Annotated in this window: 12 protein-coding genes; 8 read left to right on the top strand and 4 right to left on the bottom strand. The window is 63.6% G+C overall.

The annotated features are described in order from the left end of the window. A complete protein-coding gene (locus AOP74_RS02910) occupies positions 1–1698 on the top strand; it encodes an alpha-amylase family glycosyl hydrolase (RefSeq protein WP_061960832.1) in 1698 nt (565 codons plus the stop codon). 16 nt (positions 1699–1714) lie between these two features. Continuing rightward, complete coding sequence (locus tag AOP74_RS02905) at positions 1715–2851, top strand: glycerate kinase (RefSeq protein ID WP_236683707.1); 1137 nt, start codon at positions 1715–1717, stop codon at positions 2849–2851. A 30-nt stretch (positions 2852–2881) separates the two neighbouring features. On the opposite strand, the gene trhO is transcribed toward AOP74_RS02905, so the two are convergent. The 3 genes from trhO to AOP74_RS02890 form a co-directional block, all read right to left on the bottom strand. Beyond that, positions 2882–3769, bottom strand: coding sequence for an oxygen-dependent tRNA uridine(34) hydroxylase TrhO (gene trhO / locus AOP74_RS02900; RefSeq protein WP_061960830.1), 888 nt, complete (start codon positions 3767–3769; stop codon positions 2882–2884). A 5-nt stretch (positions 3770–3774) separates the two neighbouring features. Next, on the bottom strand, positions 3775–5400 hold the full coding sequence (locus tag AOP74_RS02895; RefSeq protein ID WP_061960829.1) for a DEAD/DEAH box helicase: 1626 nt from the start codon (positions 5398–5400) through the stop codon (positions 3775–3777). A gap of 178 nt (positions 5401–5578) precedes the next feature. Next, positions 5579–6235, bottom strand: coding sequence for a TetR/AcrR family transcriptional regulator (locus AOP74_RS02890; protein ID WP_061960828.1), 657 nt, complete (start codon positions 6233–6235; stop codon positions 5579–5581). 217 nt (positions 6236–6452) lie between these two features. On the opposite strand from AOP74_RS02890, the gene AOP74_RS02885 reads away from it, so the two are divergent. The 6 genes from AOP74_RS02885 to AOP74_RS02860 all read left to right on the top strand — a co-directional run bounded on the left by AOP74_RS02885 (position 6453) and on the right by AOP74_RS02860 (position 14490). Further along, a complete protein-coding gene (locus AOP74_RS02885; protein ID WP_236683706.1) occupies positions 6453–8936 on the top strand; it encodes a beta-glucosidase family protein in 2484 nt (827 codons plus the stop codon). A 91-nt stretch (positions 8937–9027) separates the two neighbouring features. Beyond that, complete coding sequence (locus AOP74_RS02880; RefSeq protein ID WP_061960826.1) at positions 9028–10719, top strand: ABC transporter substrate-binding protein; 1692 nt, start codon at positions 9028–9030, stop codon at positions 10717–10719. Between the two features lie 77 nt (positions 10720–10796). Further along, the gene (locus AOP74_RS02875; protein ID WP_061960825.1) at positions 10797–11645 is read left to right on the top strand and encodes an ABC transporter ATP-binding protein; all 849 of its coding nucleotides are present in this window, start codon (positions 10797–10799) and stop codon (positions 11643–11645) included. A gap of 3 nt (positions 11646–11648) precedes the next feature. Then, positions 11649–12470, top strand: coding sequence for an ABC transporter ATP-binding protein (locus AOP74_RS02870; RefSeq protein ID WP_061960824.1), 822 nt, complete (start codon positions 11649–11651; stop codon positions 12468–12470). Further along, positions 12467–13447, top strand: coding sequence for an ABC transporter permease (locus AOP74_RS02865; RefSeq protein WP_061960823.1), 981 nt, complete (start codon positions 12467–12469; stop codon positions 13445–13447). Before AOP74_RS02870 ends, AOP74_RS02865 begins: the two co-directional genes overlap by 4 nt. Positions 13448–13449: 2 nt before the next feature. After that, positions 13450–14490 (top strand): ABC transporter permease, encoded by a 1041-nt coding sequence (locus AOP74_RS02860; RefSeq protein ID WP_082095965.1) that lies wholly within the window; start codon positions 13450–13452, stop codon positions 14488–14490. 95 nt (positions 14491–14585) lie between these two features. Here AOP74_RS02860 and AOP74_RS02855 read toward each other — a convergent pair whose 3' ends face one another. Continuing rightward, positions 14586–14804 carry a DUF3107 domain-containing protein gene (locus tag AOP74_RS02855; protein ID WP_061960822.1) on the bottom strand — a complete coding sequence of 73 codons (219 nt, stop codon included), beginning with the start codon at positions 14802–14804 and terminating at the stop codon, positions 14586–14588. Positions 14805–14840 lie beyond the last annotated feature (36 nt).

Raw genomic sequence — 14840 nt, 5'->3', positions numbered from 1 at the left:
GTGCCCACGATCAACGGCGATCTGTCAGCGAAGCTCGAGCCGCTCATCGCGGTCCTCACGGACGAACCCGGCGAAGCTGCCGAGATCCTCAATCGCCTGCTTGCGGTCACGTCACGTTTTGTTGAAGGAGGCGGTGCCCCCGCTGAGGTCCCGATGAGCGAGCGCACGTCGTTCCTCATCACGTACGGAGATTCAATCCGCCGCACCGGACAGGCGCCCCTTAAGACCCTGCGCCACACCCTTGATGCGACCGTGGGGGACCGTATCTCCGACGTCCACCTGTTGCCGATCTTCCCGTGGACCTCAGACGACGGTTTTGCTGTCACGGACTACTACGAGATCGACCCCAACGTGGGTGCCTGGAGTGATGTCACTGATCTCTCCGCGACGCGCGGTATCGCCCTCGACTTCGTGGCCAATCACATGTCTTCCCAGGCCGGATGGTTCCAGGCGTGGCTTAACCGCGACCCCTCATTTGCCGACTTCTTCATCACCCCGGCGGGCGACTTTGATGCCTCGCAGGTGGTGCGTCCACGCACGACGCCGCTTATCCACGACTACGAGCGCCCAGACGGGTCAACGGTGTCAGCGTGGAGCACGTTCGGCCGCGATCAGGTCGACGTCAACGTCGCGAACCCGGCGACGCTAGAGGCGCTCACCGATGTCTTGCTCACGTACATTTCGGCAGGCGCTACGACGATCCGCCTCGATGCAATCGGCTACTTGTGGAAGGACTCGGGAACGGCCTGCATCCACCTGCCGGGTACTCACGCGATCGTCAAGATCTGGCGCGCGATCGTTGACGCAACCGCACCAGGGGTGAAGCTTCTGACCGAGACGAACGTGCCGCATCCGGACAACATCTCCTACTTCGGCGACCTCACGGATGAGGCGCACATGGTGTACCAGTTCGCGCTTCCGCCGCTAGTCCTGCATTCCTTCTTGTCGGGCTCCGCCGCACGTCTTAGCGCGTGGTCACGCGGCCTCGAAGACCTCGGCGCAGCCGCGACGTGGTTCAACTTCCTCGCCAGCCACGACGGCGTCGGGATGCGCCCCTCCCGCGGCATTCTCGAGCCCCAGGAGCAGGAGGCGCTCGCGGCTCGTGCTCACGCCAGCGGCGGCCGTGCCTCGTACGCGATGGAACCGGATGGGTCGCAGTCGGTCTACGAGCTCAACGTCAACTATGTCGATGCGCTCGTCGATGACGCCGAGCGCAGGGACGATGCCGTGGTCGCCGCCCGTGCCCGGGCGGCACATGCGATCTTGCTCGCCCAGATTGGGGTGCCGGCAATCTACGTGCACTCGCTCTTCGGCTCCCGTGGGGACACGGCAGGGATGGAGTCCTCGGGTGTGAACCGGCGCATCAATCGCGAGAAGCTCGACGCGGATACGTTGCTCGCGGAACTCGGTAGCGACGCTCGGCGCCACGGCGTCTTCGAAGCGATCTCTCATATGCTCGAGGTGCGGCGCGGCCAACCTGCGTTCGCCCCCACCTCGCCACAGGAGGTTCTCGATGCAGGCGACCAGGTCTACGCGATCAAGCGCGGCACGGGCGCGCAGGCTGTGACGGCGCTCGTGAATGTCTCGCGCACGCCCGCCCGAGTCGACGGATACTCCGGAACTGACTTGCTGACAGGCGACCGCTTCGACTCTCCCGAGTTAGCGCCCGATGGCGTCGTGTGGCTTCAGGGCTCCTGACATGACAGGCGGGCCGATGCGCGTGGTCGTCGCGATGGACTCCTTCAAGGGGTCTGTGGGGTCCGCTGATGCAGGCCGGGCTGTCGCGCGCGGTGTGAAGCGGGCTTTGGCCGATGCTCACGTGAGCATCCTCACCGTGGCTGACGGGGGCGAGGGAACAATCGACGCGATGGCGTCAGTTCCTGGCGCGCAGCGTCTGACGATTGCCACGCAGGACCTTTTGGGAAGGCCAATCGAGGCGGCCTACGTTCTGGTCGGCAACACCGTCATCGTGGAGTCGGCCTCGGTCTTGGGACTGCCGCTTCTGGACCACGGTCTTGATGGCACTGTCGACCAGACAAGCCCCATGCGGGCCACGTCGCTTCCGCTCGGCGTTGTGATGCGCGCGGTGATCGACGCGCACGCGCCCACTGCTGTGATGGTGGGCCTTGGCGGAACCGGCACCACCGACGGGGGAACGGGATTGGTCGTTGGGCTCGGAGGAGTTGTGCGCGACAGTGCTGGGGTTTCCTTGGACCCGGCTGATGGCAATCCGCTGCTACGCGGCGCTGCCTCAGTGGAACTGCCCAACTTGGGCAATGTCGCGATCCGTGGGCTCACCGACGTGAGGGCACCGCTACGGGGCGACTCGGGGGCTGCGCGCATGTTTGGGCCGCAAAAGGGTGCTGAGCCTGCGATGGTCGAGCGACTCGAGGGCGCGATGGCCACGTGGGAGGCCGAGGTCGGCGGACGCATTGGGGCGACTCCTGGCGCGGGGGCCGCCGGTGGCATCGGCGCAGCGCTGCTGGCCCTCGGTGGCGACTTGGTGAGCGGCTCCGAGTGGATACTCGAATTCGCCGGTGCTGACGTCTGGGACGGTGCGGACCTCGTCTTCACAGGGGAGGGTCACATCGATGCGCAGAGTGCCCTCGGCAAAGTGCCCCACGGCGTCGGAGTCGTCGCACGGAGGCACGGCTCGCCTGTGGTTGTAGCGCTGGGAGGAGCGGTCGGCACGGACACGCTCGACGGCGTCGACGCGGTCCTGCCCATTCACACACAACCGTTGCCGCTAGCAGAAGCCATGAAGCCGGACGTGACCGAACACGCGCTTGCGCATGCGGCCCGGCAGGTGGCGGCCATAGTGGGGGCTGTTGGCAGAACTCAACCCATGTAAGTGAGTTGAATCACTTGCGAGGGTGTACTCCTAAGGAGTCGACGACCGTTCGGCTGCGTGTGCGGGGCAGAAGCGGTCCGCCACCGTGCACTCTTCGCAGATCACGAGCTGTTCGCGGCACGCGAGGTCATCGCAGTTCTGCAGACGGCTCGTTGGCGCATCGCAAAAGGCGCATGCCGCGATCACCGCGGCATCGTCGCTAAACGTGACAGCCTCGCGCCCGTCGAAGACGTAGAGCGAGCCTTCCCACAGCCCCTGGTCGCCGTACTTCTCGCCGTAGCGAACGATTCCGCCGTCGAGTTGATACACCTCGGAGAATCCGCGGTTGATCATCAGCGCGCTGAGAACCTCGCAGCGGATGCCGCCAGTGCAGTACGTGACGACCGGGGAGTCCTTGAGGTGGTCGTACTTGCCTGACTCGAGTTCCGACACAAAGTCCCGGGTGGTCTCGACGTCAGGCACAACGGCGTCCTTGAACCGGCCAATCTGCGCCTCGACTGCGTTGCGGCCGTCGAAGAAGGTCACCTCGCGCTCGTCGACCAACTCGTGAAGAGCCTCCGGCGTGAGGTGGGTGCCGCCGCCGATGACGCCATTGGCGTCAACCTTCAGTTCGCCGGGGGCGCCAAAGGAGACCAGTTCCTCGCGCACCTTCACACTGAGCTTGGGGAAGTCGCTGCCAGTGCCATCGGACCACTTCACGTCCATGGGCTTGAAGGCGGCGTACTCGCGCGTCTTGCGCAGGTAGCGCTTGACCGCCGCGAGTTCGCCACCGACGGTGCCGTTCATCCCGTCCTTGGACAGGATAATGCGGCCCGTCAGCCCAAGCGACTCGCACAGGTCGCGCTGCCACAAGCGCACCGCATCGGGGTCGCTCAGGGGCGTGAAAACATAGAACAGCAGGACCTTGTGCTCGGCCATGACAGTTACTCCGAAGCGGTGGGGGTGCTGCTCTGGCCGGCGTTGTTCTGGCCGCCCTGAGCGTTGCCGCCCTGGCCGCCACCGCTGCGACGGCGACGACGACGCTTGCGCTGGCCACCCTCGCTGTTGCCAGCGGGGCGCTCACCAGCGGTCTGTGCCCCAGCATCGGCCCGCTTCTCGGAATTGCCCGAGCCGCCACGGTTGCCGCCCTGGCCGCCACCGGAGCGTCCGCGTCCACGACCGCCGCCCTGGCCTCCGCCAGAACCGCCGCGACCACCCTGACCGCCACGGCCGCCATCGCGACCGCCTCCAGCAGGCTTCTTGCCAGTCTCGCCCAGGTCCTCGAGACGCTCAGCGTCCAGACCCGCGAGGGTGCGCTTGTCGCGCGCCAGGCGGCCCTTGGTGCCTGCGGGAATATTGAGGTCATCGAACAGGTGCGGCGACGTCGAGTAAGTCTCGATGGGCTCGGGGAAGCCCAGGTCCAGCGCCTTGTTGATCAGGCCCCATCGGGGGATGTCGTCCCAGTCCACGAACGTGACGGCGGTACCGGTCTTGCCAGCGCGGCCGGTGCGGCCAATGCGGTGCAGGTATGTCTTCTCGTCCTCGGGGCACTGGTAGTTGATCACGTGCGTGACGTCGTCAACGTCGATACCGCGGGCGGCAACGTCGGTCGCGACCAGCACATCGATCTTGGAGTTTCGGAAGGCGCGTAGCGCTTGTTCGCGGGCGCCCTGGCCAAGGTCACCGTGGATGGCGCCTGCAGCAAAGCCACGAGTCTGGAGCTCGTCAGAGACCTTCGCCGCCGTGCGCTTGGTGCGGGCGAACACGACGGTACGGCCGCGCCCCTCAGACTGCAGAATGCGGGCCAGCACCTCAACCTTGTCGAGTGCGTGCGCGCGGTAGACGAACTGGGTCGTGGCCTTGACGGTGGCGCCATCGTCGTCGGGCTCAGCGGCGCGGATGTGGGTGGGCTGGATCATGTAGCGACGTGCCAGCGACACGACCGCTCCCGGCATGGTGGCCGAGAACAGCATGGTGTGGCGCGACGCAGGCGTGGCGGCCAGGAGCTTCTCGACGTCAGGCAAGAAGCCCAGGTCCAGCATCTCGTCGGCCTCATCGAGCACGACGGTGCGTACAAAGCGCAGGTCCAGGTGGCCCTGGTTGAGCAGGTCGATCATGCGGCCCGGAGTTCCCACGACGACCTCGGCGCCGCGGACGAGCGCCTCGATCTGGGGCTCGTATGCACGGCCACCGTAGATCTGGACGATGCGGGTCGAGCGTTTCTTGGACGCAGTCTCAAGGTCGCCGGCAACCTGCACCGCGAGTTCACGGGTGGGGGCCACAATCAGGGCCTGCGGCTTGCCGGGCTCATCGAGCTCGTCGAAGCCTTCCTCGCCGGGGGAGACCGTGCGGTGCAGCGCGGGAACGCCGAAGCCGAGGGTCTTACCGGTACCGGTCTTGGCCTGGCCGATGATGTCGTGTCCCGACAGCGCGACGGGCAAGGTCATCGCCTGGATTGGGAAGGGGTTGATGATGCCCGCGTCCGCCAGCGCCTCAACGATCAAGGGGTTGACCTTGAAATCGGCGAAGCTTTGGTCTTTTGTCTGCACAGTGGCGTGCGTGTCTGTCATGGTTCCTCGTAGGTGTTTCGCGGGCGCTGCTCTAGTGGCGCGCCCATTCGGCGGGCAGCCGATCGCGAATCATCTTGGGTTAGCGGCCTACGCTCTCTTCAGCGGCACCGCGATACTTGCATGACGACCGGTCAGCCCCGGGTCGCCTCCCAGTCTACCCGCCGAACGGGAAATCAGGCTATGACTGTTCCGTCACATCATGAATGGCGAGCGCGGATGGGCGCGGATCGAGGACCGCCGTGACCAGGGTTTCGATCGCGAAGGCCGACGTTTCCGCCAGCTCAATCGAGTCTGGCTGCAAGAGCCACTGAACCTGAAGGCCGTCCATGACGGCCAGGATGGAGGCCGCCGCGTGATCCACAGTTGTTTGGTCAGTCACGCCGTGCTCTTCGCACATGATGTGGAACGCGTCAGCCAGTTGTACGCGTAGCGTCGCATACCGCTCGACGAAGTACTCGTGTCCTGGATGCTTGTCTGTGACCGATTCCGCCGACAGCACGGCGTATGCCTGGACAATTCCGGGCCGCTGCTCGTTGTCGAACGCGGTGCGCACGAGGTGCCGGAAGAGGTCGGCGCCGTCAGGAATGTGCTGTCCCTCTAGGTCTTGAAGGTCCGCGCTGTCGCGATAGCGCAGGACTTCGACGAGGAGCTTGTCTTTCGAGCCAAAGTGGTGGAGCACGCCGGCGTGAGTCATCCCGACTTGCTCGGCGATCTCGGCGAGCGGCCCCTTGTTGAAGCCCTTGGAGCCAAAGATCTCGAGGGATGCCTTGAGGATTTCTTCACGGCGCGCCGCGGTCTCAGGGCGTGGAGCCAAGCGTCGTCGGTTGGAACTCATCGTGTTTCACATGCCTTGGATTGAAAGGTCGTTGGGGCCGGTGGATCGCTAGTTCATGAGTCTACGCAGACACGGGTAGAGCTCCCGGACCATGTCGGTCAGGTCACAAAATGGCAACAACCTTTGTCTCCCTTGAGTTACTTACTAACTGTATTGTAAGTTACTCGTCATTGCGGTGCTCGACACCGCATCGGCCCCAATGATGAGGAGATCGAAGGTGACAACGTCGTCCCTTTCAGCGCCAGTGTCGTACGCCACGCTGGCCGAATGTCGCCGAGCCGCCAGTGCCCTGAGCGTGGAAGACAAGGTCGCGCTGCTGACCGGCGAGACGATGTGGCGCCTGCGAGGCATCCCTCAGATCGGACTCCGCGCTGTGGCCTTCTCTGACGGTCCCGTTGGTGTGCGTGGACTGGGTGAGACCCCGGGGGAGACGTCCGTACTGTTCCCAACGCCGTCGGCGATCGCCGCGACCTGGAACCCGGCAATCGCGTTCGAGATCGGTCAGGCGTTTGCCCGTGAGGCGCGCGACCACGGCGTGGACGTCGTGCTGGCCCCCCAGGTCAATATTCAGCGCACCCCCGTGGGCGGTCGGCACTTCGAGTGCTTCTCCGAGGACCCCTTCCTCACGTCTGCTGTGGGCGTCGCCGTGGTGGAGGGGATTCAAGACCAGGGAGTGGGCGCGTGCATCAAGCACTACATCGCGAATGACTCTGAAACCGACCGCACTACCTACGTGTCTGACGTCAGCATGAAGGTCCTGCGAGAGGTGTATCTCGCACCGTTTGAAGAGGCGGTCGCCGCGGGAGCATGGGCGATGATGGCCGCCTATAACGGCGTGGACGACGGCACTCAGTCGGCGTCAATGACCGAGCACGGGCACCTCGTCACCGACGTCCTCAAAGGCGAACTTGGCTTCGACGGAGTGATGGTGTCCGACTGGGAGGCGAACCGCACCGACGTGGCATCCGCCAACGGGGGGCTCGACATCGTGATGCCGGGGCCCGGTGGGGCGTGGGCGCAAGGGCTCATGGCTGCCGTCACAGATGGGCGTGTCGACATCGCCACCATCGACGACAAGGTCGCGCGCATTCTTCTCCTGGCTCACCGCGTGGGGGCACTCGACTCTGAGCCTGCCCAGGTGACGCACACCAAGGACCTGCGCGCCTTGGTCCGCAAGGCTGCTGCGCAATCAATGGTGGTCCTCAAGGCGGATGGCGACAATGCGCCGTGGAACCGATCTGCGCCGACTTCGATTGCGCTGCTGGGTGCTAACGCCGAGCAACCCCATGTGCTTGGTGGCGGATCTTCAACCGTGGCACCAGTGCACGTCGTGACCCCGAGGGAGGGCCTTGAGAAGCGCTGGCCTGACGCCCAGATCTTGATGGAATGCGGCGGCAGCACCCGTGAACATGCCCCAGACTTGGACTTCTCTTATGTTGTCGGCGGAGTGGCCTCAGTTCACTTTGTGGATAGGGCCGATGCTGTGGTCGGGTCAGTCGAACTGCCTGAGTGGGACGGTTGGCTCGGTGACGTCCCCGACGGTGCTGTCGCAGCCGAACTGGCGTTTGACGTGCGCCTCGAGGCCGCCGGCACCCACTACGTGTCGATTGGCACGGTCGGGGCGCACTCAATCGCAATTGATGGCGCTGTGGTGTCCGCATCTGAGTCGTCGGTCGGGGTGGATTGCATCCTGGACTCGTCAGCGAACAACCCACGAGGTGTCGCGTATGCGGTGGAGGTCGAGGAGCCCCGAGTTGCCTCCGTGCGGGCGCGTCTCCAAGTGATTGACGCGGAGGGCTACGGCATCTTTGTGCGAGCCCAACTGCGCCACCAGCTGCCCTCGAGGACGGCTCAAGAGGAACTCGACGCTGCGGTGGAAGCGGCTCGTAGCGCTGATCTCACCGTCGTTGTGGTCGGAACAAATGAGGAATGTGAATCCGAGGGGTGGGACCGCACCACTCTCTCCCTTCCGGGCCAGCAAGACCTTCTCGTCGACCGTGTCCTCGATGTCGCACCCGACGCCGTGATCGTGGTCAATGCCGGTGCCCCTGTCCTCCTGCCATGGCTGGAGCGCGCACAGACTGTGCTGTGGGCGTGGTTTCCCGGTCAGGAAGCGGGGCATTCGCTTGCCGACATATTCGCGGGTGACGTTGAGCCCGCAGGCCGACTCCCGTGGACCCTGCCTGGGTCTCAGGCTGACGTTCCCGTCCCACACGCCATCCCGGTGGACGGGCGCATCGCGTATGACGACGGAGTCGATGTCGGATACCGCGCGTGGGAGCGCCGGGGTGCACAGCCGGCCGCGCCGTTCGGCCACGGCCTTGGGTGGACCACGTGGCGTTACGACAGCGTCGGCGAACCCCAGGTCAATGCCTCCGGTGATGTTGAGGTGGACGTCACTGTCACGAACACCGGGCGGCGCGATGGAACGGAGATCGTTCAGGCCTATCTCCAGCACGTTGGTGGCGACAGCGACCGGCCCGTGCTGTGGCTCGGCGGATTCACGAACGTCGACGTTGCTGCCGGTGCACAATCCACGGTGACCTTGCGCCTGGCACGCCGCCGCTTCGAAACGTGGGATGCCTCCGCTGGCTGGACGCGTCCCCCCGGCCCCTACCGCCTGCAGGTGGGTCGTTCTGCCCGCAACCTGCAACTCGAAGCAGTGGTCGAGTTCGCCGGCGACACGGAAGGAGGGCGGTAAGGCACGCCCACGGCATCTGTCTCAACGCAAGAAACCCGACAATGAAGTCAATGTCTCGATTGGAACTCGAGGCCTCACACAAGGAGAAATTATGAGGATAAAGAAGTCCTCGATTGCGGCCATGTCGATGGCTGCAGTCCTGACACTCGCAGCCTGCTCGGGCGGCGACAGCGATCCAGAAACCTCGGCCAGTGCCTCTGGCGAGGCCGCTCCGGCCGAGCCGGGCGCCCCTTTGACGATCGCCAAGCCTGATGGCGCGATCGCTACCGAGTCCAACAACCCGTGGGTTGGAGATGCGTCCGGCACCAAACTCGGATACATCTACGCGATGCTTGAGCCCCTGGCACATGTCAACACCATCGACCCCAACGCAGAGGTCACGCCGTGGCTAGCAGAGAGCATCGAATGGTCCGACGACTACACATCCGTGACGCTTACTCCCCGCGCTGGCGTGAAGTGGAGCGACGGTGAGGACTTCACTGCTGAGGACATTGCCTTCACCTTCGAGCTGATCCTCGACTACCCCGAGATCGACGGCGCTGCAGTGGGTCTTACGTCCGTCGACTCCGACGGCGAGACGGTCACTTTGTCGTTTGACGCTCCGATGTTTGTCAAGCAAGACAAGGTGTTGCACAAGGTTATCGTGCCCGAGCACCTCTGGGCCTCCGTCGAAGATCCGACCACGGACCCGTTCCTTGATCCAGTCGGCACTGGTCCCTACCTCATGAGTAGCTTCAGCACGCAGTCTGTCCAATTGGACAGCAACCCTGACTACTGGGGCGGTGAAGTTGCCGTTCCGACGCTGTACTACGTGTCCTACAACGACAACACCGCGCTCACGACCGCGCTCGCCACTGGCGACGCGGACTGGGCTCAGGCCTTCATCCCGAACGTGCAGTCCGCCTATCTGGATGAGGATCCCGAGCACAACAAGTACTGGGCGCCGCCAGGTCTTGCGGCAGACGTCATGTACATGAACCTGCACGAGAAGCCGTTTGACGACGTCGCCTTCCGCCAGGCAGTGAACATGGTCGTCGATCGTTCTAAGCACGCCGAGATCGCCCGTGAGGGTGGCGTTCCGGAGCTCACCTCGGTGACGGGGCTGCCGTCGCCCGTCGGGGACTCGTACGTCTCCGCTGACTATCAGGGTCAGAACTACACGGTTGACGTTGACGGAGCTCGCGCCGTGCTCGAAGATGCCGGCTACACCTGGGAAGGCGACTCCCTCGTCGACCCCGACGGTGAGACTGTCACCTTCGACCTGCAGGTTCCGCAAGGTTGGAACGACTATGTCACTGGAATCTCCCTCGTAGCCGATTCGGTGGCCGCGCTCGGAGTGACCGCCAACGTGCTCACGCCGGATGTTGACACCTGGTGGAACGACAAATCGGTCGGTGACTTCGATGCGATTTTCCACTGGACCGATGGTGGCCTGACCCCGTACGACATGTACAAGTCGATGCTGTCCGGTGAGTGGCTGGTGCCCTTCGGCGAGTCCGCCAACAACAACTTCGGGCGCTACGACAACCCTGAGGTCACTGAGGCACTCGAGGACTTCGCCAATGCACAGGATGACGCGGCACGTCAGGCTGCGCTCGACATCGTCGAAACCGCATTTGTCGAGGAAGCGCCGGTGCTTCCTATCGGAACCCGCCCCTCGATCGGCGAGTACAACACCCGCAACTATGTGGGTTGGCCATCGGATGAGGACCCGTACGCCGACATTAACCCCACGATCTCCAACGTCTCGCTGATTCTGACGAGTCTCGAGCCCGCGAACTAAGTCCCACAACTCTGGGTGGGGCCGGATGTATTGCCCGGCCCCACCCAGACCCACCCGTCATTATTAGGAAGGCATTCGTGAGTACCGAAACATTGCTCACCGTCTCGGACTTCAGCGTGGTCTACGACGTGGACCCGCCCGTCGAGGCGGTCTCAGGCGTCACGCTTGAGTTGCAGCGTGGGGAGATCCTGGGGCTGGCAGGCGAGTCAGGGTGCGGCAAGACGACTCTGGCGTACGGCATCCAGCGCCTTCTCAAGCCGCCAGCGATCATTACGTCAGGGCACACCATCTTTCACGATGAGTCGGGCGAGGACATTGACCTCAACACCCTGAACCCAGCGCAGATGCGCGCCTTCCGCTGGGACAAAGTCTCGATGGTGTTCCAAGGAGCGATGAACTCGCTCAACCCCGTGGCCAAGATCGGGGCGCAGCTTGACGATGTCTTCGAGACGCATCGGCCGGAGATGTCTGCTGCCGAGCGCCGCGTCGAAGGCGAGCGCCTGCTGGAGATCGTCGGAGTGGGAAGCGAGCGCTACCGCTCGTACGCACACGAACTCTCTGGAGGAATGCGCCAGCGCGTCATGATCGCGATGGCGATGGCGCTGCGCCCTCAGCTGATGATCATGGATGAGCCCACGACCGCACTGGATGTCTTGGTACAGCGCGAGATCCTGATTCAGATCTCCGAGTTGCGTAAGGAACTGGGGTTTTCCGTCATCTTCATCACCCACGACCTGCCGCTGTTGCTTGAGATCTCCGACCGTATCGCCGTGATGAAAGACGGGCGGATCGTCGAGCTTGCTCCTGCAGAGCAGATCTACCGCGACGCCGAGCACGAGTACACCCGCAAGCTCCTCGGATCCTTCCCGAGCCTCACGGGTGATCGCGGTGGTTTTAGTTACGGCACCCAGACAGGGGGGCGATAGCAAGTGACCACTCTGGACTTTAACCACGTCACGAAGCGCTACCGAGTACGCGGGGCTGGCGACATGCTCGCACTCGACGATGTCTCGTTCTCTCTCACGTCCGGCCAGACGATTGCCCTGGTGGGGCAGTCGGGTTCGGGCAAGTCGACGATTGCCAAGATCCTTACGCAACTTGAACGAGAAACGTCGGGGGAAGTCCTTCTCGACGGAGAGCCGATCCCGCGTCGTGGGAAGGGGCTGCGGCGCTATCGCCAGCGAGTGCGCATGGTTTTCCAAGACCCGTTCGCGTCGTTGAATCCGTATCACACGATCCGCCATCACCTCGAGCGCCCTCTTCGTCTCGACAAGGTGGTGCCGAGCGACGAGGTCGATGCGGAAGTGCGTCACCTGCTGGAGCGCGTGCGCTTGGAACCGGACATGGTGATTGATCGCCGCCCTCACGAGTTGTCCGGTGGTCAGCGGCAGCGCGTGGCCATCGCGCGAGCACTCGCCTCGCGTCCTGAGCTCTTGATCGCGGATGAGCCGGTGTCAATGCTCGATGTATCGATCCGCCTCGGTGTCTTGAACCTGCTCGCCGACCTCCAGCGGGAGTCGAACTTGGGCGTCCTGTACATCACCCACGATCTTGCTACGGCACGGCACTTCTCGGACCAGATCATGGTGCTCAACCACGGGGTCGTGGTCGAGCGCGGGCAAGCCGACGACGTCATCTTGAACCCGCAACATGAGTACACGCTTCAACTGCGCAACGCCTCACCGGATCCGGACAAGCACTTTGCCCAGCCGGGAGATACGCAGCTCGGCGGGAAGGAGGATTCGCGATGAGATTCATTCTTCGACGTGTCGCCTTCTATGCGTTCACAGCGTGGGCCGCCATCACGATCAACTTCTTCCTTCCGCGCTTCATGAAGGGCGACCCAATCACTGCGTACCTCCAGAAGAACCCCAGCGTCAGCCCTGAGGCGATTGAGTCGCTCGAGACTCTCTTCGGGCTCGACAACGGCAAGTCCGTGTGGGAGCAGTACATCGACTACTGGGGGCTCTTGTTTAGCGGGGACCTTGGGCGGTCCTTCTCCAAGGGGCTTGCTCCCGTGACGGAGGTCATCGCCTCGGCCCTTCCGTGGACACTGGGACTGGTTGGCCTCACGACGATCCTGAGTTTCCTCTTGGGTACCTTGACCGGAGCGGTGATCGGATGGCGGCGTGGAAGCCGTGCAGATTACGTCATTCCGTTCGCGACCTTCTTCTCAACGGTCCCGTACTTCTGGATGGCGTTGATCATCATCGCGGTGTTCTCTACGAGGCTGGGCTGGTTCCCGGCGTCGCACGCTTACGACAAGGGCTCCGTGCCGAACTGGTCGTGGGAATTCATCGGCGAGGTCATCATGCACGGAACGCTACCTGCCGTGACGATCATCGTGTCGTCGCTCGGCGGGTGGATCCTCGGAATGCGAAACATGATGATTACGGTGCTCGACGAGGACTACGTGACTGTGGCCGAAGCGAAGGGCCTCGCTCCGCGCTGGGTCCTGCGCAAGTACGCGTCGCGCAATGCCGTCCTGCCGCAGTTGTCGAGCTTCGCGCTCGCCCTCGGCTTCATTGTTGGCGGCACTCTCGTCACGGAGCTGGTGTTTAGTTACCCCGGTGTCGGAAAGATGCTCTTGGACGCCACCAATGCCAAAGACTGGCCGCTGATGCAGGGCGTGTTCCTGGTGATCACGATGGCGGTTCTGCTCGCGAACATCATTGCTGATATCGCCCACGCCATGCTCGATCCGCGCACTCGGATGATGGAGTCCTGATCATGACTGTGTCTAACTTCCCCACTGGAGGCTCTCCCAAGGAGGGCCTGTCCAACGAACCGCGCCGGCCCGGCGCGATCAAGCGCTTCGGGCAGTCGTTCGCGATGTTCCGCAATGGCAAGTCCCTCGTGGGGCTCATCATCGTGGCCATCTTCATGTTGACGGCAGTCTTCGCGCCGTGGATAGCGCCATATGGACCGCTCGAGAAGGACTTCGATTCGCTCAAGCAGCCGCCGTCGGCGGAGCACTGGCTTGGGACCACGCACCTCGGTGAGGACGTGTTCAGCCAGATTGTGTACGGCACACGCGGTGTCCTCGTCGTGGGCCTCATCGCGGGAATACTTGCCACGTTGGTGGCGGTTATCGTTGGTGTCGCCGCCGGTTACGTGCGAGGTTGGCGGTCCGAGTCGCTGTCAGCCCTGACCAATGTTTTCCTCGTGATTCCAGGCCTGCCGCTGATCATCATCGTGGCTTCGCAATATGACAACCCCAGCATCGTGCTGATTTCTGCGGTGATTGCGATCACGGGTTGGGCGTGGGGCGCTCGCGTTCTGCGAGCGCAAACGATGTCTTTGCGCAATCGTGATTTTGTTCAGGCGGCCCGGGCCAACGGGGAGAAGCTCTACCGCATCATCGCCGTCGAGATGCTGCCCAACCTGACCGCGATCATCGCCTCAAGCTTTGTCGGCACTGTGACTGCCGCCGTGCTGGGTCTCACGACCTTGGCGTTCATCGGCGTTATTCCCATCACCAATTTGAACTGGGGAACCATTCTGTTCTGGGCCCAGCAGAACGGCGCCTTCCCGGACTTCTGGTGGTGGTACTTCCCGGCCGGCCTATGCATCGCGATCTTTGGCATGGCGTTGTCGCTGATCAACTTCGGTATCGATGAGTACGTCAACCCGCGACTGCGTTCTGCGGGCGAGCGTGCGCGTGCGATGCGAAAGAAGGGGATGAGCCTGACCAGTGGCGTGACGGCTGTGCGTGACGGCTCCGACTCCGAACCCGATGGCGAAGCGGTCACTCCGACGAGAAAGCCCTAAGGAGTGAGACGGCAACCCCCGTGGTTCACGGCCTCGTGACGCACGAGGACCCTCCGTGCACGGTGAGTGCACGGAGGGTCCTGAAGTGCTGTGAGTCAGGCTCCGAAGCCGACGCGGCGCTTGCTCTCTTCGCCGATCTCGACGTAACCGAGTGCTCCGGCTGGCACCACGAGGCGACGCCCCTTGGAGTCGGACAGGTCTAGCGTGGCGCCAGCCACGGCATCGGACACCGCCTTTACAACGTCGTCGCTGCTCATATCTGTGTCGATGACGATCTCGCGTGCCACGTTCTGCACGCCGATGCGGATCTCCATTGTCGCCTCCGATGGTGATGGTCTATGTGTCTCACG

Source organism: Demequina flava (assembly GCF_000975035.1).
Lineage (GTDB): Bacteria > Actinomycetota > Actinomycetes > Actinomycetales > Demequinaceae > Demequina > Demequina flava.
The sequence above is the reverse complement of the archived record's forward strand: the minus strand, read 5'-3'. Positions and strand labels throughout refer to the sequence as shown.

Bases quoted from the DNA above. Each gene is read 5' to 3' on its own strand.
- AOP74_RS02905 (WP_236683707.1), top strand. From the start codon at position 1,715: ATGCGCGTGGTCGTCGCGATGGACTCCTTCAAGGGGTCTGTGGGGTCC.
- AOP74_RS02890 (WP_061960828.1), bottom strand. From the start codon at position 6,235: ATGAGTTCCAACCGACGACGCTTGGCTCCACGCCCTGAGACCGCGGCG.
- AOP74_RS02860 (WP_082095965.1), top strand. From the start codon at position 13,450: ATGACTGTGTCTAACTTCCCCACTGGAGGCTCTCCCAAGGAGGGCCTG.
- AOP74_RS02895 (WP_061960829.1), bottom strand. From the start codon at position 5,400: ATGACAGACACGCACGCCACTGTGCAGACAAAAGACCAAAGCTTCGCC.
- AOP74_RS02865 (WP_061960823.1), top strand. From the start codon at position 12,467: ATGAGATTCATTCTTCGACGTGTCGCCTTCTATGCGTTCACAGCGTGG.
- AOP74_RS02855 (WP_061960822.1), bottom strand. From the start codon at position 14,804: ATGGAGATCCGCATCGGCGTGCAGAACGTGGCACGCGAGATCGTCATC.
- trhO (WP_061960830.1), bottom strand. From the start codon at position 3,769: ATGGCCGAGCACAAGGTCCTGCTGTTCTATGTTTTCACGCCCCTGAGC.
- AOP74_RS02880 (WP_061960826.1), top strand. From the start codon at position 9,028: ATGAGGATAAAGAAGTCCTCGATTGCGGCCATGTCGATGGCTGCAGTC.